The 24,456-nt window shown below is 52.2% G+C and carries 17 protein-coding genes; 11 read left to right on the forward strand and 6 right to left on the reverse strand.

Annotated elements, in window-relative coordinates; translation table 11 throughout:
• Nucleotides 1-42: 42 nt before the first annotated feature.
• A complete protein-coding gene (locus H6G13_RS01970) occupies nucleotides 43-1,023 on the forward strand; it encodes an ABC transporter ATP-binding protein (protein ID WP_190481496.1) in 981 nt (326 codons plus the stop codon).
• Nucleotides 1,024-1,099: 76 nt separating this feature from the next.
• Here H6G13_RS01970 and murQ read toward each other — a convergent pair whose 3' ends face one another.
• From murQ to H6G13_RS01985, 3 genes are read right to left on the reverse strand one after another with little or no spacing between them, the layout of a single operon-like run.
• Complete coding sequence (gene murQ, locus H6G13_RS01975) at nucleotides 1,100-2,020, reverse strand: N-acetylmuramic acid 6-phosphate etherase (protein ID WP_190481497.1); 921 nt, start codon at nucleotides 2,018-2,020, stop codon at nucleotides 1,100-1,102.
• A 41-nt stretch (nucleotides 2,021-2,061) separates the two neighbouring features.
• Nucleotides 2,062-3,114 (reverse strand): DUF4870 domain-containing protein, encoded by a 1,053-nt coding sequence (locus tag H6G13_RS01980; protein ID WP_190481498.1) that lies wholly within the window; start codon nucleotides 3,112-3,114, stop codon nucleotides 2,062-2,064.
• A gap of 5 nt (nucleotides 3,115-3,119) precedes the next feature.
• Nucleotides 3,120-3,530, reverse strand: a complete 411-nt coding sequence (locus H6G13_RS01985) for a DUF3110 domain-containing protein (protein WP_190481499.1) — start codon at nucleotides 3,528-3,530, stop codon at nucleotides 3,120-3,122.
• Between the two features lie 221 nt (nucleotides 3,531-3,751).
• Here H6G13_RS01985 and H6G13_RS01990 point away from each other — a divergent pair, with 221 nt between their 5' ends.
• Together H6G13_RS01990 and lepB are read left to right on the forward strand one after the other, a co-directional pair.
• Nucleotides 3,752-9,394 (forward strand): translocation/assembly module TamB domain-containing protein, encoded by a 5,643-nt coding sequence (locus tag H6G13_RS01990; RefSeq protein WP_190481500.1) that lies wholly within the window; start codon nucleotides 3,752-3,754, stop codon nucleotides 9,392-9,394.
• A 50-nt stretch (nucleotides 9,395-9,444) separates the two neighbouring features.
• Complete coding sequence (gene lepB / locus H6G13_RS01995) at nucleotides 9,445-10,074, forward strand: signal peptidase I (RefSeq protein ID WP_190481501.1); 630 nt, start codon at nucleotides 9,445-9,447, stop codon at nucleotides 10,072-10,074.
• 10 nt (nucleotides 10,075-10,084) lie between these two features.
• On the opposite strand, the gene H6G13_RS02000 is transcribed toward lepB, so the two are convergent.
• Nucleotides 10,085-11,077, reverse strand: coding sequence for a ligase-associated DNA damage response exonuclease (locus H6G13_RS02000; RefSeq protein WP_190481502.1), 993 nt, complete (start codon nucleotides 11,075-11,077; stop codon nucleotides 10,085-10,087).
• Between the two features lie 394 nt (nucleotides 11,078-11,471).
• Between H6G13_RS02000 and galE the strand changes: the two genes are divergently transcribed.
• From galE to H6G13_RS02030, 6 genes are all read left to right on the forward strand, one after another.
• Nucleotides 11,472-12,473, forward strand: a complete 1,002-nt coding sequence (gene galE / locus H6G13_RS02005; protein WP_347277420.1) for a UDP-glucose 4-epimerase GalE — start codon at nucleotides 11,472-11,474, stop codon at nucleotides 12,471-12,473.
• Nucleotides 12,474-12,593: 120 nt separating this feature from the next.
• Entirely contained in the window at nucleotides 12,594-13,712 is a 1,119-nt protein-coding gene (locus tag H6G13_RS02010) for a glycosyltransferase family A protein (RefSeq protein ID WP_199305684.1), read from the forward strand.
• Between the two features lie 17 nt (nucleotides 13,713-13,729).
• A complete protein-coding gene (locus H6G13_RS02015; RefSeq protein WP_190481503.1) occupies nucleotides 13,730-16,405 on the forward strand; it encodes a glycosyltransferase in 2,676 nt (891 codons plus the stop codon).
• Between the two features lie 89 nt (nucleotides 16,406-16,494).
• Entirely contained in the window at nucleotides 16,495-17,271 is a 777-nt protein-coding gene (locus tag H6G13_RS02020; protein ID WP_190481676.1) for an ABC transporter permease, read from the forward strand.
• 45 nt (nucleotides 17,272-17,316) lie between these two features.
• Complete coding sequence (locus H6G13_RS02025) at nucleotides 17,317-18,405, forward strand: glycosyltransferase family 4 protein (RefSeq protein WP_190481504.1); 1,089 nt, start codon at nucleotides 17,317-17,319, stop codon at nucleotides 18,403-18,405.
• 75 nt (nucleotides 18,406-18,480) lie between these two features.
• A complete protein-coding gene (locus H6G13_RS02030; RefSeq protein WP_190481505.1) occupies nucleotides 18,481-19,755 on the forward strand; it encodes an ABC transporter ATP-binding protein in 1,275 nt (424 codons plus the stop codon).
• A gap of 73 nt (nucleotides 19,756-19,828) precedes the next feature.
• On the opposite strand, the gene H6G13_RS02035 is transcribed toward H6G13_RS02030, so the two are convergent.
• Both H6G13_RS02035 and H6G13_RS02040 read right to left on the reverse strand, forming a co-directional pair.
• The gene (locus tag H6G13_RS02035) at nucleotides 19,829-21,295 is read right to left on the reverse strand and encodes a cobyrinate a,c-diamide synthase (RefSeq protein ID WP_190481506.1); all 1,467 of its coding nucleotides are present in this window, start codon (nucleotides 21,293-21,295) and stop codon (nucleotides 19,829-19,831) included.
• A 49-nt stretch (nucleotides 21,296-21,344) separates the two neighbouring features.
• A complete protein-coding gene (locus H6G13_RS02040) occupies nucleotides 21,345-23,225 on the reverse strand; it encodes an alpha/beta hydrolase (protein ID WP_190481507.1) in 1,881 nt (626 codons plus the stop codon).
• 126 nt (nucleotides 23,226-23,351) lie between these two features.
• On the opposite strand from H6G13_RS02040, the gene H6G13_RS02045 reads away from it, so the two are divergent.
• Complete coding sequence (locus H6G13_RS02045; RefSeq protein ID WP_190481508.1) at nucleotides 23,352-24,044, forward strand: glutathione S-transferase family protein; 693 nt, start codon at nucleotides 23,352-23,354, stop codon at nucleotides 24,042-24,044.
• Between the two features lie 126 nt (nucleotides 24,045-24,170).
• Nucleotides 24,171-24,320 carry a hypothetical protein gene (locus H6G13_RS02050; RefSeq protein ID WP_190481509.1) on the forward strand — a complete coding sequence of 50 codons (150 nt, stop codon included), beginning with the start codon at nucleotides 24,171-24,173 and terminating at the stop codon, nucleotides 24,318-24,320.
• The last annotated feature ends 136 nt before the right edge of the window (nucleotides 24,321-24,456 follow it).

The following is a 24,456-nucleotide window of genomic DNA, read 5'->3' on the forward strand; positions in this document are numbered from 1 at the left end:
GACTGGCGCGTTAAGATCACCAACGTCAGTCAGCAAGTATTCATGGTCACAGAAGCGTCACCCTCTTCCTTTGAGCGGCAGTCTTTGGCAGCCGCGGTCGAGCCCGAAATCGTGCTCGATGCCCGAAATCTGAGCAAGCGGTATCGCCAGAAAAAGTATGTCTTTGAGGCCGTCAGCGGGGTTTCTTTGGCCCTGCGAGCAGGCGAAATTTTAGCGTTTTTAGGGCCTAATGGAGCCGGTAAAACGACCACGATTAAGATGATCGCGGGTTTAGTGCGGCCTGATGAAGGCCAGGTCAGAATTTTGGGAGAAGACCCCCATCGCACGCCAATGGCTCTGAAGCGGGTAGGCGCAGTGCTAGAGGGCAACCGCAACACCTACTGGCGCTTAACGGCCCAGGAAAACCTAGAATATTTTGGGGTACTCAAGGGCATGTCTGGGCGAGAGGCGCGGCGGCGGGGGCGAGAACTGCTAGCTCGGTTTGACTTAGGCGAAAAGCAGCATACCCCGGTGCAGCAGCTTTCTCGGGGGATGCAGCAAAAGCTTGCGATCGCAGTTGCCCTAATCCATCAGCCCCAGCTACTGCTGCTAGATGAACCCACCTTGGGCCTAGACGTAGAAGCAGGAGAAGCCGTAAAAGACTTGGTGCGCAGCATTGCCGCCGATGGCTGCGCTATCTTGCTAACCACCCACCAGCTCGATGTGGCCGAAGAGCTGTCAAACCGGGTTGCGATTATGCGGCAAGGCCGTTTGATTGCCGAAAAGCCCACTCAAGAACTCATCCGTGAGTTCTCTGGCTCGGCCTATCGGATTAAATTTGAGGGAGAACTAGACGAGCGGCAGAGAGTTGCGATCGCAGCGCTCAACGGCAGCCTCGAAGGCAGTCAAATTCACATCGCCTGCTCTGCTGACGACCTGTACCGCCTGTTCGATGCCCTGCGCCCCTGCCCCATTTTAGAAGTGCAGCGAGACCAGGCCGATTTGACCCAGGTGTTTTTGCGGCTGGTGCGGGGAGATGGGTAGGGAAAGAGGATAGGGGAGGTCTTCCTTCTCCATGTCTCCCACTCCCACATCTCCTATCCTCCTCGCCCATGTCTTCCTACCCCTTCAAAGCCTCCCGCAGCTGCCCATTACTAGCAGCCAGCTTAGCCTCAGCGGCCTCGGCCTCCAACCCACTCCAGTGCATCATGAGGGCCAGCTTGACTCGCTGACCGCTGCGCTGGAGCAGGTCAGCAGCTTCAGCCCGGTCTAGCTCAGTCAGGTCGCAAAGAATTCGCAGAGCGCGATCGCGCAGTTTAACGTTGGTCACCGAAACATCCACCATGCGGTTGCCATAGACCTTGCCAAGCTGGATCATGGCTCCGGTGGAGAGAATGTTGAGAGCCATCTTAGTGACAGTGCCCGCCTTGAGACGAGTCGATCCGGCAACGATTTCCGGGCCAACCAGCAGCCGGATATCGACATCAACCGCTATGGGCACCTGCTCAGCCGGAACGCAGGCGATAAAAATGGTGGTAGCTCCGCGCTGGCGAGCAGCAGCCAAAGCGCCTTGCACATAGGGGGTAGTGCCGCCAGCGGTAATGCCAACGACGACATCTAGCTCATTCACCTGACGTTCGGCCAGAGCAGCGGCTCCATCTTCAGCGATGTCTTCTAAGCCTTCGGAGCTGCGAACCAGGGCCCCGGCTCCACCGGCAATAATGCCCTGCACTAGCTCCGGCGGGGTGCAGAAAGTGGGAGGGCATTCCGAGGCATCTAAAACGCCTAGGCGACCGCTAGTGCCTGCCCCAATGTAGAAAAGTCGCCCTCCTTGGCGCAGGGCTGCGGCAGTGCGTTCAATGGCGGCGGCTAGGGGAGCGCGAGCAGTTGCGATCGCATCCAGCGTGCGCTGATCCTCCCGATTGAACAAATCCACCAGTTCCAAGGCGCTCATTTGGTCAAGCCCTTGACTGTGGGGATTAGCCTGTTCCGTCAAAAGATGGCCCCGGTCAGTCGGATCGGCAGAGGAGGAAGGGTTCACAGCACGGCTCCCGTGTATTTTCCGTTCCCAATCATAGGGGATTAGCGGACAAATCGAATGCTGAGAGGATAGCGGAAACGTTTGCCGTCAGAAGCTTTGACAGCAGCAACAATAATGCAAACCGCTTCAAAAAAGGCCAGCGGCACCACCAGCAAAAAGCCCACCAGCAGAAACATCAAAGCAAAGGTGGCCAGCCAATAGAGCGTGCAGGAGATCTGGAAGTTAAGGGCTTCCTGAGCGTTGTGACGGAGGTAGCGGGAAGTTTTGCCCTTAACCAGCAACAGGGCCAGGGGGGCCACAATTCGCCAGGGCAGCAAAAAACTGCTGGTCCAAAGAAAGGGCAGGCCAATCCAGGTGATGCCTAGCCAGCTTAAGTAGCTTAACAGAGGCGCTAGGTGGGCCAGGATGACTAGGGCGGTGTCGGAGAGGTAGGAGGGCTCTGGGGGAGGGGGAGCAGGGGAGAGGGGTGGAGGGGTGGAGGGGTGGAGGGAGGGGCGTGGAGAGGGGGGGTTAGTCGGAGGGGGGGTGGGTTCTGGGGAGGGGGTAGTTACGAGTTCGGAGAGAGGTTCGGAGAGAGGTTTTGGCGGGAGTTCAGTTATAGAGTCTGAAGGAGACTCGATTAAGAGGGCTGAGGGGGGAAGTGTTGTGAGTTCGGAAGCGGGTTCGGGAAGAGGTTCAGGGAGAGGTTTTGGCGGGAGTTCTGGAGGAAGTTCGGTTATAGATTCTGGGAGAGGTTCGGAGGGAGGATCGATTAAGGGTTCTGAGCGGGGCTCGCTCGGGGAGAGGGGGTCGAGGATGGGATTAAGGCTGAAGATTTCGACCCAGTCTGGCTGGTTTTGGTGGGGGCGGCAGGCGTAGAGGCGAATCGCTGCAATATTGCGGTTTACTATCAGCCGCTCGAAACCCTGGCGCAGGTTGGGCACCAAAACACTAGCTGGGGGTAGGTTCTCGCCCTGCAACCAAATTTCTAGGTAATCGCCCTGCCATGCGGCCTGGGCAGTGATACCCCGCGCAGCTAGGGAGTTGCTGATCAGCTGGGCAATGGCGTCGGCGTTGCCCCGGCGAGCCAGAACAATCAGGTCAGACTGGGTCATAACGGCTAGAGCAGCTTTTCTAGCTGCTGGCGGATCCGGTCGAGTTCGCTTTGGGGTAAGTTGGCTTCGTCGTCGCTAGGGGAGGCGGAACCAGAGGGGAGATTGGGTGCATCGTCAGGCGGATTGTCAGGATCCCAGTCGGTCTGATCTACATTACTTTCTGGTGGCGTGGCCAGAGCCCCTTGAGGCACCTGCTTGCATTCGTATCCTGCCTCTTGGCAAAACTCCTGAATTTCGTCAAATTCAAAGCTTTCCACGGTTGCGGGCGGAAAATCTTGGGCCTCTAACATCAGGCCAAAGCGGGTAGCGTCATCCTCATCCTCAAACATGAGGACAATGTTGCGATCTTCGACCTTGAGGGTGTGAATGCCCTCGTTTTCAGTGCGGGCATTGAACAACAGCACGTACACAAGCATTCGTTTAGGCTCTCTCCGGGGGCGCAGCGATGAAGGTGTCTCTTTGTCGTCAAGGCTACACCAAAACTCAAGCACCTCGGTGAGGTCAACAGCGAACCTTTCACTAACCCGCTCGTCTGTTTTTTATTAGAGGTAACAAATTACAGTTGAGAAATGAATTGTTATCCACCACTCGGCAGAAATTTCACTACCATTGATCTGGTCTGTGGTTTGAGCTTCTCATGACGAACCCCCAACAGTCTGAGCCAGAGCGCCCTACTAGGCGGAGACGGCGGCGCTTGATTAAAGTTGGCCTTACCCTTGGCTCAGTGCTGGTCTTGACTGGTGCGGGAGCCGTCTGGTGGGGCTGGATATTTTTGAATGAGCGGTTTTCTCCTTGGGCCTCGGCTGAGCTGTCTAAGGCGTTAAAGCGCCCGGTCAATGTTGGCGAGATCGAAGGGCTGACCTTTTCGGGAATTCGCATTGGCCCTTCTAGCATTCCCCCGATTCCTACTGAGACAGATTCGCTGGCCCTGGAATCGGTTGAGGTGCGCTTTAACCTGCTGGATTTACTGCGGCGAGAGCTTAATCTGGACGTGGTGCTGGAGAACGCTGAGGGCTACTTTGAGCAGAATGCTGAGCTGGAGTGGATTGACGTTGACTTTGAGACGCTGCAGCCAGAGCGGGACCGAGAGCCTATCATTGAAGTCAAACCGGGAACCATTGGGCTACGAGACAGTAGGCTTACCCTGACACCTTACAGCGAACCGGATCTGCCGAGGGTCACGGTGAGGCTGCAGAACGTTCAGGCCGACGTTGACTTTATTGCACCTGAGGTAGAGGTTCGGGCGGGGGGAGGCGCACCTGAGGTGCAGGCTCAGCAGATTGATTTTGATGCTACTGCCGATTCAGCAGTGCGGGGCAGCCTTGCGATCGCAGGCTCCATACTGCTGCCCCCGGCCCCTGAGGATGGGGAGACTAGCCTGTTGCCGCCCGATCTACCCCGCCCGCTGGTTCAGATCTCTTCATGGATTGAGCGCTTTGATCAGGTGGGGCGTGCCTGGGCGCTACCCTCAGCCCTAGCCCAGACGCAGAATACTGATGAAGAGCAGAATACTGATGAAGAGCAGAATGATGCTGAAGATGAGTACGATCCAACCGTTGATCGGCGGGTGCGGCTCAATATTCGGGCACAGGATGCCCAAGCGCCTGAAATTGCCGCCATTGTCTTTTCTCTGTTTGAAGACAAGCCCCCTATCACCATTACCAAGGGCGACGTCAGCGGTAATGTAGTGATCGATGTGCTGCCCAACGAGCGGCCCTTAGTGACTGGGACGGGTCGTGTGGCTGATGGGGCGGTCGTCGTCAAGGGACTACCGTTACCGATCGAAAGTATTACTGGACTGGGTCGCTTTCAGGGTCGTTCCCTAGCGCTCGATCCCACCAGTTTTAGCTTCGGTGAGGTGACGGCAACGGCCCAGGGTCTTGTTGACTTTATCGATGGCTATGCGCTGACAGGCCGGGTCAACCCCTTCACAGTGGCCCAGATTAGCGAGCTGTTTGAGTTCACAACGCCGGTGCCGGTTGAAGGGGCTTTTGCCGCTACCTTTAACCTGACTGGCCCCTTGGGCAACCCAAACGTGTCTGCCAACCTGGCTTCCCAAGGGGTGACTACCCTTGACCGGGTGCAGCTGGCGGCGCTAGGAGCAGATATTTCCTTTAGCCCTGAGGCCCTGGTGATCGACAGCTTCCGGGCCGTTCCGCTAGAGGGCGGCGAGCTGGTGGGCAGCGGTCGCTATACCCGTGGCGAAACCGGCATTTTGACCCTAACAGCCCAGGGGCGCGATCTGCCAGGAGATGCCCTGGGTCGGCCCTATGGTTTGCCCGAGGCGATTACCCTAGGGCCAGTCTTTTTAGAGGCTGGTATTTCTGGCCCCATTGATCGCCTGCAGGGGGCAGCCAGCTGGCGCGCTCCGGCAGGTGACTATCCAGCTCGGGGCGATATTGCGATCGCAGGCAACACCCTACGCTTCACAGATACCTTTGTCCAGGTAGGCGGCGGCACCATCAGCGGCGACGGCGTCTTGGCCAACAGAGTTTGGAACGCTTCACTTCAGGCTAGGGGCATTCAGGTAGGTCGCTTCACCCCCCGGCTAGATGGGGTTGTCTCTGGCAGCTTTGATCTGGCTGGCGACCTGCGTACCCCCGGCTTAGAGAATATCCAGGGGCAAGGTGATGCAGTGGTCGCCCTGACAGGTGGCACTCTGATCGGCACCGCAGCGCTGAGCGGCGGCAACTGGAATACGGCTTTCCAGGCTAGAGACGTGCAGCTCAACCAGTTTCTGCCAGAGGCCACCGGCACCGCCAGCGGTGACTTCCAGCTGGCGGGCAGCTTAGCCGATCTCAGCCCCGAAGGCATTCGCGGCGAGGGCGATGCAGTCTTTGCTCTAGCAGGCGGCAGCGTCACCGGTCAAGGCCAGCTCAGCAACGGTGCCTGGAACGCCACAGTCCAGGGAAGCAACGTGCAGCTCGGTCAGTTCTCCCCAACGCTCCAGGGAACAGCTGGCGGGCAGTTTGCCCTCTCTGGCGACCTCAATAACCTCACGCTAGCAGGCATTCGCGGTCAGGGCGACCTGCAGCTATCCGACGGTTTAGCTACCGTAGCACCCCGATTTCCCCAGCTCGCTGCAGTGCAAGAACCTCTCATCGGCACAGTCGCCTGGAGCGGCAGCCAGCTGCAGATTCAGGAAGCTCGCAGCGCTGGTCTGCTGATTAGCGGGACAGTTACACCACAGCTTACGGGTCCCGGCACCCCCACCCTCGGCAGCATAGACCTAGCTCTACAGGCGCGCGAGTTTAACCTAGCGGCTCTACCTGTGCCCAATCAGGTGCCAGTTAGCGGGCTAGCCAGCTTTGACGGACGCTTGAGCGGCAGCTTAGCTAACTTAAACCTGGTAGGCGATGCCCGTCTGGCAGATCTGGCGGTTAGCAACCTAAGATTTGAGCCGCTGCTGGCGGGCCCAGTAGCCTGGTCAACAGCCCAGGGAGGCGACATTAACCTACAGGGCACACAAGATACCCTGCAGGTGACCTACGCAGACAACCGCAATCTGTCCTTTAACATTCGAGCCGGAGAATCAGTAGCCTTTGGCGGCGTCGAAAACAGCATCTTGCGGGCTGACGTACAGCAGTTTCCCTTGGATATTCTCAACCTGCCGCCAGGCGGTATAGCTGGGCTCGGTACCGTGCGGGGCACCGTTCAAACCGCCACCGTTACAGGTAATCTCGATCAAGCTAGCCTGTCTGGCAACGTTGACATCAGCAATCTGAGCCTGGGCTACATCAGCCTGGATCGTTTCCGAGGTCAGTTGGCCTATGCCGACGAAACTCTGGCGCTAACTGGCGGCAGATTCCAAGTTGAAGAGGGCGAGTATCTAGTAACGGGTCGCTTTAGCCAGAGAGGCGAACCTCAGCTGGTGGCCGAGGTAACGGCTCAAAATGCTGAAATTCAGGACATCCTGACAACCCTGCAGTTCTTCGAGCTAGCAGACTTTGAGCGCGGCTTGCGATCGCCCGACTGGTTCCGTGCCTATACCCCTGAAGAAATTGCCACCGCTCTGCCCACCAGCCCCACCGGCGATACCACCGCCCCTCTGTGGGAGCAGCTGCGGCGCTTGTCTGAGCTGCTGGAATTAGAGGACATCATTGCCACACAAGAAGAAGCGTCTCCCCTGCCGCCTCTGGAAGAACTGGCGGGTAAGTTCTCAGGCAACCTGTCAATCTCAGGCTCTCTACCTGCAGACTTTACGGTTGGATTTGATCTAGCCGGACAAAACTGGACTTGGGGAAACACCTACCAAGTAGATCAGATACTCGCTACAGGGCGCTATGCCGATGGCGTTTTGAGACTCGACCCGGCACGGTTTGCGTCTAACGTGGCTACTAACGAAGGGGAACTCACACCAGCATCCCTCACCCTAAGCGGCGAGATTGGCCTCAACGCCCAAGACCAAACCCCTCGCACTCTCAGCGCCATTGCTCAAAATGTACCCTTGAGCAGCCTTCGCCAGCCCTTACGCCTACCCCCCAGCATCGAAGGGCGGCTGAATGCAGATACTGCCCTCACCGGTTCGCTGGCCAATCCTCAGCTGCGGGGTGTTCTTTCCCTCGCCGATGCCACGATTAACAACAACCCGGTTCAGTCTGCCCAGGCCCGGTTTATCTACCAAGATGCCCGCCTCAACTTAGAGAGCGCCTTGGTGGTAGACAACCCCGAAGATCCCCTCACTCTGGTCGCCAGTGTGCCCTACCGTCTGCCCTTTGCCCAGCAGCAGGCGCTTTCTCCCGACCTAGCCATCGACATCAATGTGCGGGACGAGGGCATTGGGCTGCTGAACTTGTTTAATCGAGAGGTCGCCTGGGAATCAGGTCAAGGCACCGTCAACCTAACCGTACGGGGCAGATGGGGAGACGGCCAAGCCGTCCCCGAGATCCAGACGTTGGCTGGATTTGCCACCTTTGAGGAGGCTACAGTACGCGCTCAAATCTTGCCCGAACCCCTGACCAACCTCAACGGACAAGTGCGCTTCGAGGGGGACCGAATCATTGTTGACCAGCTCGCCGGACAGTTTAGCCAGGGTGAAGTTATAGCCCGAGGAGCACTCCCTCTACTCAATCCAATCGTCAGCAATTTCCCTGCCCCAATCGAGGGAGCCGAGTTAACGCCTGTAGAGTTTCCGACGGCTGTCGACGTTTCTGATGTCCCTTTGACCGTAGATGCTCAAAATGTTCGGCTGAACTTCAAGGGTATTTACGATGGGCGGGTAGATGGCCGCATTCAGGTAGGCGGCAGCGTCTTCCTATTTGGCACACTGATCAATGGTCCTGTAGTGCTGTCTGAGGGCCAGCTATCGCTGCCTGACCCAACTGTGGCCGATGCAACGACGATAGCTCAAACAACAGCCACCCGAACGACCCAGGGAAATTTCCAGCTGCCGCCACCAGCCTTTGACGACCTAGAACTGCTGTTGGCTGAGAACGTTCGGATTGCAGTTGGCGGTGTGGTTGACGTGGCCGCTGAGGGTGGAGTGACCATTAATGGTATTTTCCCAGCCGTTCGGCCTGAAGGTCGAATTCGTCTACCCTCAGGCCGAATCAGCCTGGTTACCACTAGTTTTCGGCTGACAGGTGACGACAACTACGCCGAGTTCCGGCCAAATCTAGGGCTAGACCCCTACCTACGAGCGACGCTACAAACAGCAGTGCCTGCGAGTTCGGGTAGCACTACTTTGGTGCAGTCATCTCCCTTCCCTCGCAACGAAGTCCCAGACTTTCAGGGCAACCGCTTGGGGTTGAACCAGGGTGGCATTGAAACCGTGCGGATTCGGGCCCAGGTAGACGGTCCAGCCAGTCAGGTAGCCCAGCTCCGGGGTGTGACGCTGACCAGCACACCGACCCGTTCCGAGGGAGAGATCGTCACTCTCATCAGTGGCGGTTTCTTGACCGCACTGGAATCGACTTTAGGCAGTGTGGGCGGCACCGGAGACGGCTTCCAGGGCCTTATCGCACTGGCTGGAACGGCGCTGCTCAACAACGTTCAGGACCTCTTGGGTACAGCTCTGAACCTGACAGAGCTACGGCTATTTTCAACCACACCGCCTGGGGGACAAGGCACCGGCACGGCGCTGGACTTTGGGGGAGAAGTTGGCTTTGCTCTTTCTCCCACCATTTCACTCTCGGTTCAGAAGGTTTTTACCAACGTTACCCCGGCTCAGTTTAATGTGCGCTACCGCATCAACGACCAGTTCCTATTGCGGGGAACCACCAGCTACGAAAACTTCCGGGAAAACTCTGGGTTACTGTTAGAGTATGAATCGCGCTTTTAGATGACCTCAAAGGCTGGCTTAAAAGCGATACGGCAGATTTTCAGGTGGTTATGGTTTCTGATCCCCAGTCTCCCAAGACTAAATCCGATGGGCCTGCGTCCTCTCCGGTACTCCCTGTAGACCCATCCCCTCAAAAGTCTCGCTGGCGACAGCTATGGGACAGCCAACAGGAAAATCTTCGAATTTTAGTCATCGCGCTGGTGATTGCGCTGCTGGTGAGGGTTTTTGTTGCAGAACCTCGTTTTATCCCGTCTAACTCAATGGAGCCAACGCTGCACATTGGTGATCGCCTGATTGTGGAAAAAGTGTCTTATCGGCTGCACTCACCGCAGCGGGGCGATATCGTGGTTTTTAATCCACCTCCTCAGCTAACGGCTCTCGGATATGATTTCCGGCAAGCTTTCATCAAGCGAGTGATCGGATCTCCAGGCCAGACAATTAGGGTGAGCCAAGGGCAAGTCATAGTCAATGGTCAGGCCCTTGACGAAAGCTACACGCTAGAAGCGCCCCAGTACGAAATGCTGCCTGTTACCGTACCGGAAGGCTATGTCTTCGTCATGGGAGACAACCGCAACGATAGTAACGACTCCCATGTTTGGGGCGTTTTACCCCAAGACAACATTATTGGCCGGGCCACCTTCCGGTTTTGGCCTGTAGATCGCTTTGGGGAAGTAGGGTGAGGAGTAGAGGCTAAATATCCCCCTCTCCCTCAAACAGCGTTTCCAGCGGTAGCGCATTGATCTGGCAAACTTCCTGCAGGTAGCGAGAGAGAATTTCAGTTTGACCGTGGGTCACGTAGACAGTCTTAGCTCCAGTCTGCTTCACGGTCTGAATCAGGCTAGGCCAGTCGGCATGGTCAGAAAGCACAAAGCCTCGTTCGTAGCCTCGGCGGCGACGGGCTCCCCGCACGGCCATCCACCCAGAGGCAAAAGCTGTCTGAGGCCGCTCAAACCGCTTCATCCAAGTAGAGCGGTGGCCTGAAGGCGGCGACAGCACTAAGTCTCCCTGGTAACTGTGGGAGCGCGGCATTTCTGAAGTTGGAATGGTAGGCAGCATCCGGACTCCGGCCTGTCGGTAAACCTCGGTCAGAGTCTGAATCGCGCCGTGAACGTACACGGGGCGGTCAGTGAACTGGGTTAACTCGCTTAAAACGCGTTGAGCTTTGCCAAAGGCATAGCAAAACAAGATAGAGGGCCGACTAGGGTCCCCCTGCCACCACTCATAGATTTGTCGGGCTGTTTCGGTTCCGGATTCCCAGCGGTAAAGGGGTAGACCAAAGGTCGCCTCGGTAATAAAGGTGCTGCAGGGAACTACCTCAAACGGCGTGCAGGACGGATCGGCGCAGCGCTTGTAATCACCCGACACAACCCAAACTTCGTCGCCCAACTCTACCCGAATCTGAGCCGACCCCAGCACATGCCCCGCTGAATGAAAAGAGACCCAGGTGTTGCCCAGCTTCAGCTTTTCGCCGTAGGTTACGCCCTGCAGCGCTAGATTTTCCCCCAGCCGCTTCTTTAAGATTCCTTTAGAAATGCTGGTAGCCACATATCGTTCTGAACCAGAACGGGCGTGGTCTGAGTGGGCGTGAGTGATTAGGGCTGTCTCTACAGGCTGCCAGGGATCAATAAAAAAGTTTCCGGCCTCGCAGTAGAGCCCTTCCGAACGGACAGTAATCAGAGGCATTTTGAGATTGAGGAACTAGCTTTGCTCCAGCCTAGTGCCCACCATGCTTTTCCTGCAGGAAAGCGTTGCTCTGGGCTATCCCATTCTCACTTAATCATGTAGCAGATAGCAGGCAATCTTAAATTCAGCCCAAGGAATCCACATTCTTTGCAAAAACTTTAAACAAATACAAGTTTTGTAAATTCCTTGGTAAGAGGCTTCGTCGGTACTGAAGCTTTATGTGAATTTCACATTAACTTTCCACAGGGAACTTACTACAGGAGAACCGCAATCTTACATTTAGGGAGCGCAATTTTTGTAGAAGTTAAACTTCTGCGAGCTCTTCAAAAGATTTAGCGAAGTCATCCGTTGATTGGCTTTCTTCAAGCTATTGAGTTGTTAGGAGCTGAAAGTTGTGAGTAATTCTAGCCAGCCAATTATTCTAGTAACCGGGGGAGCGGGCTACATTGGCTCCCACACAGTTCTTTGCCTGGAGCAGGCTGGCTACCGGGTGATTGTTCTAGATAACTTGGTCTATGGACACCAGGATGTAGTGGAGTCCGCTTTGGAAGCGAAGCTGATAGTAGGGGATATTTGCGATCGCACCCTCCTCGACCAGATCTTTCAAACCTACCCCATTGCCGCCGTTATTCACTTCGCTGCCTACGCCTACGTTGGAGAGTCGGTCCAAAACCCAGCCAAGTACTACCGCAATAATGTGATGGGCACCCTGACGCTGTTAGAAGCGATGGTAGCTGCCTCGGTTAAACGCCTAGTCTTTTCCTCGACCTGCGCCACCTACGGAGTACCCCAGCAGGTACCCATTCCCGAAACCCACCCCCAGGCTCCCATCAACCCTTACGGTCAGAGCAAGCTGATGGTCGAGCACATGTTGCGCGACTTTGATAAAGCTTACGACTTTAGATCAGTCTGCTTCCGCTACTTCAATGCGGCGGGTGCTGACCCCGAAGGTCGCCTGGGCGAAGACCACAACCCCGAGACCCACCTTATTCCCCTAGCCCTACTGACAGCGCTGGGTCAGCGAGAATCATTATCTATCTTCGGCACTGACTACCCAACACCCGACGGTACCTGCGTTCGAGACTACATTCACGTAGCCGACCTGGCCAGCGCCCACGTGCTAGGTCTGGAATATCTACTCAAGGGTGGTAACAGCGATATCTTTAACCTGGGCAATGGCGATGGTTTTTCGGTACGGCAGGTAATCGATGCCGCAGAAAAAGTGACTGGTCAAACTTTCAATGTGGTTGAGATCGATCGCCGCCCAGGAGATCCGCCAGCTCTAGTGGGCAGCAGCGATCGGGCCAGGAAGATTCTAGGATGGCAGCCTCAGTACGCTGATTTGATCACGATGATGCAGCATGCTTGGCAATGGCACCAAAAACGCCATGAGTAGTCCATACTGAGAATTTTTTGTCTCATGAGCATTTGAAACGCTTAAATAATGCCCAGCTTTAACTATGCAAGAGTGGGCATCTCTAAATGCTTTGTATGAATACAATCCAGGGTTAAAACTGTGATCGAAAAGAACAAGGAGCACGCCATCTCCTCATCTACGACATCACCTTTAGTCTCGGTGATAATTCCGGCCTATAATGCCGCTGCCTTCATTGACAAAACGCTTCAATCTGCATTGAAACAGACACACACTCATATTGAGGTGCTCGTAATAGACGATGGTTCTGAGGATGAGACGCCTTCAATTGTTCAGTTTTATGCAGAGCGAGACTGTCGCGTTCGTCTGCTAAGACAAGCAAACCAGGGAGTAGCATCCGCTCGAAACTTGGGAATTCAAAATGCCAAAGGCCAATTTATCGCTCCCCTTGATGCAGATGATATTTGGCTGCCACAGAATTTAGAAAAAAAATTAGAACAATTTGCCGAACATCCTTTGTCTGTTGGAGTGGTCTACTCATGGTCTTTTGATATTGACAAAACAGACAATTCGACTGGAGCGTTTTGCGCTTCCTCTATTGAAGGAAAAGTCCACAAAACCCTTTTATGTCATTACTTTCTAGGTAATGCCAGTGCCTCTTTGATTCGCCGTGAATGTTTTGATGAAGTAGGACATTATGACAACCAATTTTTAAGTCAAGGTGCACAGGGATGCGAAGATTGGGACCTGTATTTAAGAATTGCTGAGAACTATCAGTTTCGTGTTGTTCCAATTTTTTTAGTAGGTTATCGAAAGACTGCCGAGAGCATGTCAACCGACTTTAATAGAATGGCAAACTCTCACTCGATAATGATCTCGAAGATGATGATGAGGCATCCAGAGATTTCTCGCCTAGCGTACCGGCTTTCTAGCAGTAGCCTATATCTATATTTTGCTCGGCAAAATGAAGCTCTCAAAAATTATTCCCGTTCCTTATTTTGGCTTTGGAGAGCATTCCAAGTAGATCCCCTTACACCCCTTTGGCGACCAGGTTTTTACTTCGTACTGCTTAAAAGCATAGCTAAACTTGGTATTCAGGTGATGGTCTCAGACAATAGTTTTTCTGGAGATATTCATAGGCAACCCTGGAAAGATATAGCTCCAACCAATAAAATTCGTACCCTCACAGTTCAGCCAATCAATCTTTGGTTTAAGCTCCGCGTTAGCTACTTGTTACACCGCTCATTATCAGTTTTGTAGGAAGTTTCGTCGCACCTATGCTGTATCCCATTAAAGTAGTTGATATTGAATTGAGCCGTACGATACCGGGTTTTTCGGGCCTAGATGTTTATCTGCAATTACTGGCGCTTGTCCGTTTACACGGTAAACCAATTGGATATGTTCAGGCTCCTATCACAGCAGGAAACTGTTCTTCAGAAACCCTCAGTCGGCTTATCTTAGAACAACACGGCGACGCTATCATCCATCAACTGCTAGTCAATGGCTTAGCTGCGCCCTCTCCACCCAATGGGCTTCAAATGGAGGACTTACTCAGCGCTCCTTCAGCAAGTTATGAGGGCCCCTGGCCACTAGTAACCGTTGCGGTTTGTACTCGCGATCGCCCTGCCGATATTGACCTTTGCCTTGAGGGAATTAGCCGCTTAGATTACCCTAATTTAGATGTTTTAGTGGTAGATAATGCGCCTACTAACAGCGCCACTCAAGACTTGGTGAAAAGTAAATATCCTCATGTTCGCTATTGTTGTGAACCTCGACCAGGCCTGGACTGGGCACGTAATCGGGCCATTTATGAAGCCAAGGGAGAATTTATTGCTTATACCGACGATGATGTGGTGGTCGATCCAGGTTGGGTGAGTGCGATCGCAAAACACTTCTGCGAGAATCCAGAAGTAATGGCCATTACAGGCTTAATTGTACCCTATGAATTAGAAGCAGAAGCACAAGTCTTGTTTGAGATGTGTGGGGGCTTCGGTAAAGGCTTTCAACAGAAGAGATTTTATGTGAAACGAGGCAATAAGCTCCCGTGGTGGTTCTTGGGGACAGGAAACTGCGGGGCTGGCGCTAATATGGCCTATCGACGCAAAGTCTTTAGTGAAATTGGCTACTTTGATCCTGCGTTAGATGTTGGAACAGTTACCAACGGCGGTGGTGATCAAGAAATGTTTTTCCGAGTCATCAAAGAAGGCCATCCACTTGTATATGAGCCGAACGCTGTTGTCTTCCATCGTCACCGCAGAGACTATGCCAGACTACGTTACCAACTCTCTGGCAACGGGGGCGCATATTCTTATATGCACGCAGGCATTCGCAGGTATCCAGACGAGCTGCTTTCGTTCCTAAAGCTGGGAATCATTTGGTTTTTGTCCTGGCACCTACGTCGTTTAATAATCTCTTTAATTTACCCAGCTCGTTACCCAAGAGACTTGATTCTGGCTGAACTGCAGGGTTGCTTCATGGGACTGAACCGCTATCCTAAAGCTCAGAAAGCTGCAACTCAGGTTGAAAAGGACTTTGGCCCAATTATCCTGCCAGGCCAAGAGTCGGCTTCTATTTCTGAAGAAAGCAGCCATGAACGGCGAACAGAAACTGCTGTGCGTACAGTTGAGTTGTCACAGCCTATTCCATCTTTAAATGATGTAGTTGATTATCCCTGTGTTCGTGTTGTCATTCTACGAAACAATACGCTGCTTGGCAGTGTAGACATCTTTAATCTGCATCAGGTTGTTAGTGCCGATAGGCTTAGAGAAGCTATTGTTGAAGCTCTTGGCTTTAAGTTACTTAATTTAGCTCCTACTCCCGGTATATACGCGAGAGCAGGTTACACAAGCTATGATACAAGTCAAATATTTTCAACTCTGTACGAGCACTATTGCCAATCAAGTCAGGAAGACAATAGTGAAAAGAATGAGGTTGCTTGGATAAAGCAAAAACTTGTATCAATTATCATTGCCACCTGCAAGCAGGTAGATACTTTAAAGGATTTTCTAACCCAACTTCACCATCTGCCAACCCAAACAGAACTTGAAGTCATTGTAGTGGCTAATGACTCTACTTCAGACTTAGAGAGCGCCATTCAGTCTGACTTTCCAAACACCTTAGTAATTACTGAGAATAGTAGTAACTCAGCCAGTATTTACAATGCAGGAATCAAGGCAAGTAGAGGAGATATCGTTCTCCTGACCAACGATAGGGTTAACCTCTCTTCCGAATGGCTAGAGGCCTTGGTTGAGCCTTTTGAGAACGCTGATGTTATGGCGGTTACTGGCGCTACGCTGCCATCAGCTGTTAACCCACTTACTCAAGAACTACTAAACCGCTCTACTTTTCCAGATTGGTATCTCAAACCTTTCTGTGCTACTGGGAACTGGTTTGAGTCATCATTCTATAAGCCATCCCCAATTGAGTGGCTAGGCGGCATCCCTAACATAGCTTTTCGCTCTAAGATTTTTACCCATCCCTGCATTCAATTAATGGATGAAGCTCTAGGCGATAAGGATTTATCAGCAGGAGGAGCTGAGGATACCTATCATCTGTACAAAATTCTTAAACTAGGTTACACAGTTCTACATGAGCCCAAAGCTTATCTCTGGGATAAGAATCTAGATAATGTAAAACTCCTCCAACAAAAGCTATACAAGCATGGAAAAAACCATGCCGCTTTTCACTTAAAAGTTTGGTTGAAAGATGGTGACTGGCGAGGGCTAATACATCTTTTGCTTGCTCTACCCTTGTTTCATCTGAGGCAAGTAAAAGAAGTTCTGCTGCATCGCAAAAGCCACAAAATATCTCTCGTTCTTGTGGAAATTTTGGGAAATATCAATGGTGTTTTCTCTACGCTGAAAACGCATTTCTTGCGCTCCGAGAAAAGATCAGGAGCTGTTCCAATTTCCTCAAGCAGCCACATTGTTAATTCTAGTGCAGGCAAAAGCTAGCAAAAGAATTACATGTAGCTTTAGATTTGAAGTCTGATTTCAAGATGAAGTTTTTTGAGCACTAGGCAAACAGTTTCTCTTTGAAGCAAATGTATAGATTTGGGCAGCGATTCGATTACTTTCAAGACTTACTATACACCTTAATTTCTAGAGAGATGCAGTTGCTGTATAAGCGCTCTGCTTTAGGAATAGCGTGGACACTACTTAATCCTTTACTACAATTAGCTGTTTTTGTATTCGTGTTTCAGCTAATTTTGCCCATTGACATGCCGCACTATACCTCTTTTGTTTTTACAGGGTTACTAGTATGGACATGGTTTCAAAACTCTCTGTTTCAGGCAACAGGGGTAATTATCGATAGCGCCGCACTCATTAGGCAACCAGGCTTCCCAATTACAGTTTTGCCAGTAGTCATTACTGCTACTGGCTTAGTTCATTTTGTTTTAGCTCTACCAGTTTTAATCGTATTTTTGATGTTAGATGGTGTACATCTGACACCTTATGTAATGTTTCTCCCTGTTTTGCAGCTATTACAGATGGTCTTTACAGTTGGATTAGCCTATCTGTTAGCAGCTTTGAACGTGAGCTTTCGAGATGTTCAGCACACGCTTGGGGTAGTGCTTCAACTCCTCTTCTACGTGACGCCTATTTTTTACAACATTAGTAATGTGCCCTCCCGATATAAGATTCTCTATGAACTCAACCCACTGGTTCACATTGTGACAGGTTATCGAGCTATCTTGCTTGATGGTGCTTCCCCCAACTGGCATTCACTGCTCTTGTTAGGGCTGTTCACTGCTGTCACGCTACCCTTTGGTTACAAAATCTTTAAGCGTCAGAGCTTTCGTTTCGTTGAAGAGCTTTGATTGTACTTTGCTTTTTATCCTTCGTAAAACTCGAAAAAATTAATCATGCTGAATCAGAAAATATTCTATGTCGGGCTGCGTTATCAGCATCATGCACTTCATTCTGGGTATGAAGGGTATGGCCGTTATTTAGGCGATTTTCTTCGACCTCCTGTTAATTTTCGCTGGACATTAGGACCTATTGGTTGGCCCCTAACTATTTTTATTAATGTAGTAACTGGGCACTTATGGTACTCCCTGGGTGCTTTTTTCACAGAAGTGGCAACGCTATGGCACATGTTGCTGCACAGAAAATCTGTTTATCATGTTCTATATGGAGACTCAGATTTATGGCTTTTGCCCTTCTTTAAAGGCTGGACTAGAACCAGAAACCTATTGATTGCTTCTTTTCACCAACCTTCGCCGCATCTTAAAGAGCTTGGTGCTATTGAAAGAATTGCAAAAAATTTGGATGGGGTTGTTCTTGTTTCTGAGGCGCAGCGTCCGTATTTTGAGGAAATACTCGATAGACAGCGCGTTTTCGTTGTCCCTCATGGGATTGATACGGATTTTTTCTGCCCCTCTAATAACAAAGCTGACCAGCCAACCTGCATTACTGTAGGTTCTCATCTGCGTGACTTCAAAACATTAAAGGAAGCTATGCAGCTGGTTTGGCAGGTTAATCCTCAGGTGCGATTTATTGCTGTTGGAACACGCAACAATAAAAAGTGTTTCTTTGATGGTTTAGAGGATGAGAGAATTCAATTCCTTGAAGGACTAAGCGATGAAGACCTAAAAGCAGCCTATCAAAAAGCCCACTTAGCTGTATTTTCCTTTCAGGAGGCCACCGCAAACAATGCATTGCTGGAAGCAATGGCGTCAGGCTTGCCAGTTGTAGCTACAAACACTGGTGGTATTCCTGAATATGTAGATAGTGAGACTGGTGTTTTGTGCGAACAGGGTAGCCCAGAAGCACTTGCAGAGGGAATGCTCAAGGTTCTAAGCAATCCGGACTATCAAGCTAAACTGTCTAAAGCAGCTCGTACAAAGGCTCTCAGATATAACTATGCTTCTACTGCAAAACAAATGTCTGAAGTTTATAGAAAGGTTGCCCAACTGCACAAGGTTGGTAGTGAAGTCTTACTTCAAGGTTAGTCTAAATGCAGGGGTCTAGCACTAGTTTCTTTTGTCCAATCTGCTTGAGATTTAGATGTGTGCGAGGTTACATGAATGAATAACGAGATTGTTGTTCATAATCTTGGGAAGTACTTTAGCCAGTACCATACTCATAAACCTGCCACCATTATGGAAGCCGCTCTAGGTGGAGTGCGGCGGATGCATCCTGTTCGTCAGTTCTGGGCTTTGCGTCATATCAGCTTCACGGTTGGACCTGGTGAAATGTTGGGCGTTATTGGCCATAACGGAGCAGGCAAGTCCACGCTGCTGAGGCTTTTAGGTGGGGTAGGGCGACCCGACGAAGGACAGATCCGTATGAGAGGTCGGATTGGAGCCTTGTTAGAACTAGGTGCCGGTTTCCACGGAGATTTGTCGGGGCGGGAGAATGTTTTTGTAATGGCAGTTGTAGCTGGATTAACTCGCCGGGAAGTAGCAAAACGATTTGACTCAATTGTCGAGTTTTCTGAACTGCACGAATTTATTGATAATCCGGTGCGGACTTATAGCACTGGTATGCAGATGCGGCTAGCATTTTCAGTTGCTGTTCACACAGATCCAGGCACATTACTAGTTGATGAGTTTCTCTCCGTTGGTGACTTAGCCTTTCAATCTAAATGTTTAAATCAAATCGCTGAACTTAAGCGCCAGGGGTGTGCGATTGTTTTGATATCTCACGATACTGCCCAAGTTGAGCAAATGTGCGATCGCGTCTTGTGGTTGCGGCAGGGGCAGGCAGTTGCCTATGGAACGGTTCCTGTTGTGGTTGGTCAGTATGTGACTGAAATGCGTACTGAAACGCTGCAGCGTACCCCTCAGCGGCCGCCTCAGCTTACCCGCTCCGGCCAGGAACTCAAGGTGAACGAAAATCGCTTTGGCTCTCAAGAAGTCGAGATCCTTGATGTGCAATTGTTACCTGGGGATCATATTGACGGAGGCGACCCACTTTGTGTTGAAATTACTTATAACGCTCCCAATAAAATGGAATCCGTTATCTTCTCTATTTCAATTAATCGAGAAGATGATGTTGTGTGCTTGGATGAAAATACACAAAACATAGGGCCTCGGCTCCCTCTTGAGCAGGGGAAAGGGAAAATAAAGTTTTACTGTGAGCGGCTTGATCTATGCAGTGGCAAGTATTCTGTTAACGTTGGTATTTTTGAGCAAACTTGGCAGTATGCTTATGACTACCATTGGCATGCTTACCCACTGTGGGTAAGGGCTCAGAGTATTAGTAAAGCTGTTTTGGCTCCTCCTATTCGGTGGGAAGTTGCCAATCTGGTGAGTACAACAGGTAGGCGGCTCGATGAAGGAGGCAGTTTCTTAGAATGAAACGCTTCACCTCAACGCTAAACTGTCTATACGCATTCAAATACACGCATTCGGAACATCCACAAAAGAAATTCTAAGGGTCTGAATGCTGCTCCAAGCCCTGCGTCCCTTTGCTCCCTGGCAGTTCTTCAATCATTCTGCTTTGGCACTGCTTCACAAACTCGTGCGCGATCGCAAAGCTCCCTCCCCAATGCATATGCACATAGGACGCATGAACCCGATGGATGTGCCAGCCTTCTTCAGTGGGGGAGCGACTGCCATCGTAGGGGCATAGGCGGTAGAGCGGAACAGCTGTTAAGGTCGTTTGCCTGGAGCGGTGAAACTCGTGACCCTGTGCCTGAATGTTCTTGGGTAATAGGGAACTGGCCTGTAGGGCTTCGACCTGCCGATACCCCAGCGTTAGCCGCTGGCCCATTTCAATGGCAGTTGGCAGTACCCCGACCATAGGCCAAACATTGCCTGCAAAATCGGCAATGCTCTGGCAGAGGTACATCAAACCGCCGCATTCGGCGTAGGTAGGGATGTTTGCTTGAACAGCTTGTTTGACCTGCTGCAGAACGGTTTTATTTGCAGAGAGCGCTTCGGCAAAAACTTCTGGAAAGCCGCCGCCAAAATAGAGGCCCTGGATGTTTTCGGGAAGGGATTTGTCCTTTAGAGGGCTCCAGTAAACCAGCTCGGCTCCGAGGGCAGCAAGGATTTCCAGATTGTCGGGGTAGTAGAAGCTGAAGGCCGAGTCGTGTGCGATCGCAATCCTAGGCTGGTGGATGGGTGGATGGGTGGATGGGTAGATGGGTGGGTGAGTAGATGGGGAAAGAAGGGAGGAGGCGTAGGGAGGCTCGATTGGGGTGTGAGGGGGGTGCTCTAGTTTTAGCAAGGGCTCTAACTGTTGCCAGTCGAAGCACTGCTCTCCTAAGTCAGCCAGCTGATCGGTGATTTGACGCAGTTCGGGCAGTTCGGCGGTGGGCACTAGGCCTAGGTGGCGGTCAGGAATGGTGATGCTTTCTTGGCGGCGAAGGACACCGAGGATGGGTAGGTTGAGGGGAGTCAGGGCGGCTTTGAGCAGGTCTAGGTGGCGATCGCTACCGACGCGATTGAGCACCACTCCAGCGAACTGTAGGCGCGGGTCAAACGTGCGGTAGCCGTGGACGATGGCAGCAGCGGAGCGAGAAAGGCGACTGCAGTCGATGACTAAAAGGATCGGCAGATCGAGCAGTCGGGCGATGTGGGCGGTGCTGGCAAAGTCATGCGCGCCTGAAGCCCCGTCAAACAGGCCCATAACTCCCTCCACTAAGGCATATTCTGCATCCCGGCTGTAGTAGGCGTAGGATTTGGGAATGTAAGCTTCGGAGGTGAGAACCGGATCGAGGTTATAGGCGGGCCGCCTGGTGACGTAGCGGTGAAACATAGGGTCAATGTAGTCTGGCCCCACCTTAAATGACTGCACCCGCTGGGAGCGGCGACCCAAAGCGGCTAGCAACGCCAGGGTAACCGTCGTTTTGCCTGCACCGCTGCGCTCCCCTGCAATAATTAAGCCGCCCATCACTTCGTAGGGTAGGCACTGCCCACCCGGAAAACGTCAAAGCCCAATTTTAAGGGGTGGCGGCAGGGTCTTTGCTGATGGCCTCCAGCATTTCGTGCTTCGTTTCCTGCAGATTGTGCTTCTGAATGTCGACTCGGTAGCGAATAGGCGAAAGCAGGCCCTGCACCCCCTTATCGCGGCACTGCATATGCAGCTTGCTGAGCGCAGCATGGGGGTCGTAGGCCAGCTTGCTGTCGCTATCAAGAGTCTTGAGATAGCCAGTAAAGCCTAAGAAGGCAATTCGGTAGAGCATCTGCTGGCTAAACTCGCCTTGGAAATAGCCGCCATGCACATCCCGTTTACCAAAGGCGTAGTCAAGGGTGAGCTGCAGATAATCAAGCCACCGCAGCGGTCCTTTGGCTTTGGCCCGAGTCAAGATTCCTTGCGGAGTTTTAGAGCGTTGCTGGTCGCGCACTGAGAAGGTGACATCTTTATAGTCGGTGCAGTCAAAGAAGGTGAAGAAGTCAGAGACCGTTACTCGGTCTTTGTTCAGCCGAGTCTGATCTTTAAACAAATCAGCTAGCGTCAGGCAGCGAGTCTTAGCCGAGCGCTGATGGGTGAGAAACAGCCAATCAAGCACTTTTTCAGGGGACTGTGCGATCGCATCCTCCATAGAAATGCCGGGAGAAAAGTATTGATCGAGCACATTCAGGTTGACAATGCCATAGTCCTGCCGAGACTGATACGTTGAGCGAACTGCCACGTTGCCCAGCCGGTAGCCGCGCGCCTGGGTGCGACTGGGAAAAGCGATGTAGTTAGCAGTAGTCGAAGCAATGCGCAGAGCAATATCGCCCTCACTGCTAAATAGGTAAGACTCAGCAAACCGCCGCAGCGAAGAGTCTAAAAAGTTGGCCCGGCTGCTGATAATCGTCAGCACCGGAATGTCAGGTGAGGCCAACACTAACCGCCCCAGGCAAAACACGTAGCCGATTTCAGCCGTTGGATCTTTTTGGATAGACCGGCTGTCAAACACGTCAGATAAAATCCGCACTACGTTGGTCACCACAAAGGCTCCCATGCTGTGGCCGACAAAGGAAAGCTTGATCTTGCCCTCAGGGGCCTCTTCCCAATAGTTTAAAGCGGCGGCAGAGGCATCGGGATGGTCAGGGTTTTCTGCCGCAATATCTTTGGCCCTGCGCTCGACCAGCTTCTGATCCAGCAGCCTGATCATTTCCACCAGATCTAGCACACCAAAATTGTTGGCCCGGTAGTTGTCGCGGAAGTAGACAATCAGCCGCATGATCACCAGCGCCAGTATTAGCGCACCCAGCAAGATCAAGCCAGAAAGCCCCAGCGCCAGCACAAACCCGAGCCAAGTGCGCGCCACGGGAAACAGCTGAAGGATCAGCAATGCGATCGCACCAACAACACCGCCAATCAACAGATCCCGAGGCAGCGGCGGCAGCGCCGAAAAAGCTTCTTTCAAGCGCCCCGGCTCAACATTTTCAGAAGGCCAGCGATAGCCAATAAACACCTTATTGGCGTAGCTAGAAATGGCCCCATCGTAGCTATTGATGTACTGAAAAATGTCCTTGTACCAGTTCCTCACCGACCCGCGACTGGTGTTGTAGCCATGCACAGCAATAACCAGTTCTGGGGCTGTCGCGCTCTGCTGATGGATGCGGTAAAGGTGGTCAGCAATTTCCTCAAGGCCCTGCTCTGCATTCTCCATATCCTGTGGGTCAGACTCATACGCATCCTCGATATTAGGAGGGGCGTTGCTCATGACAAAATAGCCAGGAATGGTCGCCTTACTGGGAGAGCTGCTCAGCACCTCGACTAGCTGCACCGCATTATTTTCGCCAGCTTTATCTGGCTCAAAAGACAGGTGCTGAACGGTTGGATCATCTCTAAAGACCAATCTTTCAATGGTAAAAGGCAGTGGTTTCATAACATGTAGCCCCTGATTTGAGCGAAAAGGTACACCCTATTGCTTGGAATCAACGTTAACCGACAGATTCCGGGCAGCCATGCTAGGTTCATGAAATGTAGACTCTACCAGCATCCTTAAACCCCTATGGCTGAGGTTGAAATTTTCAGTGCTGCCGTCTGCCCCTTCGCTCAGCGTAGCCGCCTGGTGCTGCTGGCCAAAGGCGTAGAGTTTGAAGTTACCGAGATCGATCTGCAAAACAAACCTGCTAATTTTTTAGATATTTCTCCCTATGGCAAAGTGCCGGTCCTGATTCACGGGTCAAACCGGGTTTGGGAATCGGCGATCGTCAACGAATACCTAGAAGAGGTCTTTCCCCAACCGGCACTGCTGCCCTCAGAGCCGGGTCAGCGTGCGATCGCACGTATTTGGATCGACTTTGCCAATACCAAGCTCATTCCCGCCTTCTACAAACTGCTGCTGAGCCAGGAACCCGAAAAACAGCAAGAGTGGGCCGAAGAGATTCGCAAACACCTCATATTTATTGAGCAGGAAGGGCTATGCAAGCTCTCAGTAGGCCCCTTCTGGCTAGGCGATACGGTCAGCCTCGTAGACTTTTCCTACTACCCGTGGTTCGAGCGCTGGTCAGCCCTAGAGCACTACCGAGGCGTGACAGTACCCGCAGAGTGTACCCGGCTACAACAGTGGTGGCAGACCATGAAGGATCTAGAGCCAGTCAAAGCAACCGCCTATCCAGGCGACTACCACATTGAGCAATACTCCAAATACGCAGCAGGCACCGCGATGGGAACCACGGCTAAGGAGATTCGGCGCTATTGAGGAGGCGGTGGGAGGGGTGGGAGAGTGATGAGTGGGAGAGTGGGAGAGTGGGAGAGTAAGTATATCCCATCTACCCATCCACCCCCTTCCCTTTCCCTAGCTCTGCCTGCGTGTTATCACGCTAATGTGCTCCCCGCCTCTGCCAGTAGGGATGGGGTCGAGCCAGGAGATGCGATCGCAATAATGCAGCACCGCCATGCGGTTGATCGCCTCAACAACAGCGGCATAGTCGCCCAGCAAAATGTGGCAGAGTTTTTCGGGCTGGTAAGAAGATAGTTGGAAAGATGAGGCGTCGTCTCCAGCTTACCTACGCCAAGTTGGGATGATTTGGGGGATTTGAGAAGGTGCAACTTCTCTCTTCCCCGACCAGAATCATTCTCCGCAAAAAGAGCATACAAGATGCACCAGGGGA

This window comes from Pseudanabaena sp. FACHB-2040 (genome assembly GCF_014696715.1).
In the GTDB taxonomy this organism is placed as follows: Bacteria; Cyanobacteriota; Cyanobacteriia; order Phormidesmidales; family Phormidesmidaceae; genus JACVSF01.

Bases quoted from the DNA above. Each gene is read 5' to 3' on its own strand.
- H6G13_RS01970 (WP_190481496.1), top strand. From the start codon at position 43: ATGGTCACAGAAGCGTCACCCTCTTCCTTTGAGCGGCAGTCTTTGGCA.
- H6G13_RS01980 (WP_190481498.1), bottom strand. From the start codon at position 3,114: ATGACCCAGTCTGACCTGATTGTTCTGGCTCGCCGGGGCAACGCCGAC.
- H6G13_RS01985 (WP_190481499.1), bottom strand. From the start codon at position 3,530: ATGCTTGTGTACGTGCTGTTGTTCAATGCCCGCACTGAAAACGAGGGC.
- H6G13_RS01990 (WP_190481500.1), top strand. From the start codon at position 3,752: ATGACGAACCCCCAACAGTCTGAGCCAGAGCGCCCTACTAGGCGGAGA.
- lepB (WP_190481501.1), top strand. From the start codon at position 9,445: ATGGTTTCTGATCCCCAGTCTCCCAAGACTAAATCCGATGGGCCTGCG.
- H6G13_RS02000 (WP_190481502.1), bottom strand. From the start codon at position 11,077: ATGCCTCTGATTACTGTCCGTTCGGAAGGGCTCTACTGCGAGGCCGGA.
- H6G13_RS02015 (WP_190481503.1), top strand. From the start codon at position 13,730: ATGCTGTATCCCATTAAAGTAGTTGATATTGAATTGAGCCGTACGATA.
- H6G13_RS02020 (WP_190481676.1), top strand. From the start codon at position 16,495: ATGTATAGATTTGGGCAGCGATTCGATTACTTTCAAGACTTACTATAC.
- H6G13_RS02025 (WP_190481504.1), top strand. From the start codon at position 17,317: ATGCTGAATCAGAAAATATTCTATGTCGGGCTGCGTTATCAGCATCAT.
- H6G13_RS02030 (WP_190481505.1), top strand. From the start codon at position 18,481: ATGAATAACGAGATTGTTGTTCATAATCTTGGGAAGTACTTTAGCCAG.
- H6G13_RS02035 (WP_190481506.1), bottom strand. From the start codon at position 21,295: ATGGGCGGCTTAATTATTGCAGGGGAGCGCAGCGGTGCAGGCAAAACG.
- H6G13_RS02040 (WP_190481507.1), bottom strand. From the start codon at position 23,225: ATGAAACCACTGCCTTTTACCATTGAAAGATTGGTCTTTAGAGATGAT.
- H6G13_RS02045 (WP_190481508.1), top strand. From the start codon at position 23,352: ATGGCTGAGGTTGAAATTTTCAGTGCTGCCGTCTGCCCCTTCGCTCAG.